Origin of the sequence: Methylobacterium sp. J-092 (assembly GCF_022829325.1) — a bacterium.
Taxonomy (GTDB): Bacteria; Pseudomonadota; Alphaproteobacteria; order Rhizobiales; family Beijerinckiaceae; genus Methylobacterium.
This window is the reverse complement of the sequence record NZ_JAKSXU010000137.1, coordinates 1-2,205: the sequence shown is the minus strand read 5'-3', so window position 1 is coordinate 2,205 and position 2,205 is coordinate 1. Positions and strand designations below refer to the sequence as shown.

The following is a 2,205-nucleotide window of genomic DNA, read 5'->3' as shown; positions in this document are numbered from 1 at the left end:
TAGGCTTCACAAAAACCCGCTTCCCGCATGATCCTTGAAGGCGTTCGCCCTCCTGACGTAGCCGAGTACCGTCCTCGGATCGCGGTGCCCCGACACCTCCATGATACGCGCGAGGTCGGCCCCACGCTCGGCCGCCGTCGTCACGAACCCAGCGCGCAGGGAATGCCCACCGAACGCTGCCGGATCGAACCCGGCCGCCCCGGCATACCGCTTCACGTTGTCCCCGATGCTGCGATCCGTCAGCGCCTCAGCTCTGATCCGGCCTGACCGCGACACTGGCCGGAACACCGGCCCGTCCGTTATCTCGGCCGCAGCGAGCCATTCCCGGACCAAGGCAACCGGTCGGACGTGCCGACCGTGCGGGATCGCCTTTTCGGTCCCCCTGCCCTCCTGATCGGTTTTCGATCGCCGGATCAGCACCCGCAGGCCATCCGCATGGTCGGTCAGGTCTGAGACCCGCAGCGCGGACAGCTCTGACCGGCGGAAAGCACCTGCGAACCCAAGGCCGAGCAATGCACGGTCCCGCTTGCCGGCGAGCCCAGGCGGGGCGTGCGAGAGCATGGCTGCTAGCACCTCGGCGGTTGCAGCAGTCTTCTGACGGATCTCCATATCCGGCCGGCGTCGAATGCCCTTGATGACCGCGTGCACCGTTTCGTGCGCGCCGGGGTCCGGGTGGCCGGCGAGCTTGTGCGCGTAGGCGATGGCCGCGAGCCGCCGGCCGATCGTGGACGAGGCCCGTCCGGCTGCTGCCTCGTGCGAGAGGAACGCGGCTACTGTTTCGGGCGCCGCCGGTAGCGAGGACACGCCGTGCCCAGCGCACCAAGCTGTGAACGCCGCCCAATCCGACTTGTAGGCACGAACCGTGGCCTTCGCCTTTGAGGCGCGCTGATAGTCCCGCACCAGGGCAAGGGCGTCGGCGGGGAGGAAGTACTGGGGTTCGTCAGAAAACCCGATGGGAAGCGTCTGCGTTTCAGAGTTCTGCATCGCACCCCCTCCCCGCGCCGAGGGCATCCGCGATCATGGCGCCTATCACCTCTTCGGCCCAATCGTGCGGAAGCCGCATGTAGTGGCCTGGCCTACGGATCATGCCACAGACGAACCGATCAGCCTCGAACTCCATCGCGCGGCATGGCCCCTCGACCGGATGGTTGGGGATGTACTGTCGCGCGACGGCGCACGGCTCCGCCGCGCAGCAGAACCCGCAGCCGTTGCACGGCGAGCCGTAGGCCGGCTTCACCGGAAGGCGTCCGCCCCGCGTGCCGTCGATAGCCATGATGGCATTCATAGCTGAGCCTTCATTCTTTCACGGCGCTTGTGATCAATCGGTCTCAAACTTCCGAGAATGACTTGGTCCGCCCCCATTGAAGTGGTCCGCCCTTTGATATGGCTTTTAGCCTGGAGGACGGACAAGATGGCAAAGCACCCGAAGCCTGAGGAGATTGTCGCCAAGCTACGGCAGGCGGATGTGCTGATCTCACAGGGCCAGAGCGTTTCAGATGCAATCCGCGCGCTCGGCGTGAGCTCAGTGACATACTACCGGTGGCGGCGTGAGTTTGGTGGACTGAAGTCGGATCAGGTTCGACGGATGAAGGATCTGGAGACCGAGAATGCTCGGCTGCGAAAGGCGATTGCGGATCTCACCCTCGACAAGCTGATCTTGCAGGAGGCGTCCCGGGGAAGACGTCTCGAGCCCCGCGCGCCGACGCGTCTGTGTCGAGCACATCATGCGGACGATGACCGTCTCCGAGCGTCGCGCTTGTCGGGCGCTCGGACAGCATCGCTCGACACAGCGCAAGGTGCCGCGGGGCCGCGATGATGAAGAGGCGCTGACAGCCGATCTCGTGGCGTTGGCCGAGAAGTACGGGCGCTACGGCTACCGCAAGATCAGTGCGTTGCTGAAGGCGGCCGGATGGTTCGTCAACGACAAGCGTGTCGAGCGCATTTGGCGACGTGAGGGGCTGAAGGTCACAGCCAAACAGCCCAAGCGAGGGCGGATCTGGGACAACGACGGCTCCTGCGTCCGTCTTCGCCCGGAACACCCCAATCACGTGTGGTCGTATGACTTTGTCGAGGCGCGCACGCATGACGGGCGCAAGATCCGGATGCTCAACGTGGTCGATGAGTTCACACATGAATGCTTAGCGATCCGAGTCGCCCGCAAGCTGAAGGCAACCGACGTCATCGACGTGCTCTCGGATCTGTTCA

At 64.7% G+C, this 2,205-nt stretch carries 2 protein-coding genes and 1 pseudogene; 1 reads left to right on the top strand and 2 read right to left on the bottom strand.

All coding sequences use genetic code 11. From position 1 onward, the window contains the following. Positions 1–6 precede the first annotated feature (6 nt). Positions 7–984: a site-specific integrase gene (locus tag MKK60_RS17080; RefSeq protein WP_243987592.1), complete on the bottom strand. Its 978-nt coding sequence runs from the start codon at positions 982–984 to the stop codon at positions 7–9. Next, entirely contained in the window at positions 971–1,285 is a 315-nt protein-coding gene (locus MKK60_RS17075) for a hypothetical protein (protein WP_243987578.1), read from the bottom strand. The genes MKK60_RS17080 and MKK60_RS17075 overlap by 14 nt, the downstream gene beginning before the upstream one ends. A 126-nt stretch (positions 1,286–1,411) precedes the next feature. Between MKK60_RS17075 and MKK60_RS17070 the strand changes: the two are divergent. Beyond that, positions 1,412–2,205, top strand: a pseudogene (locus MKK60_RS17070) (IS3 family transposase); the annotation flags it as partial.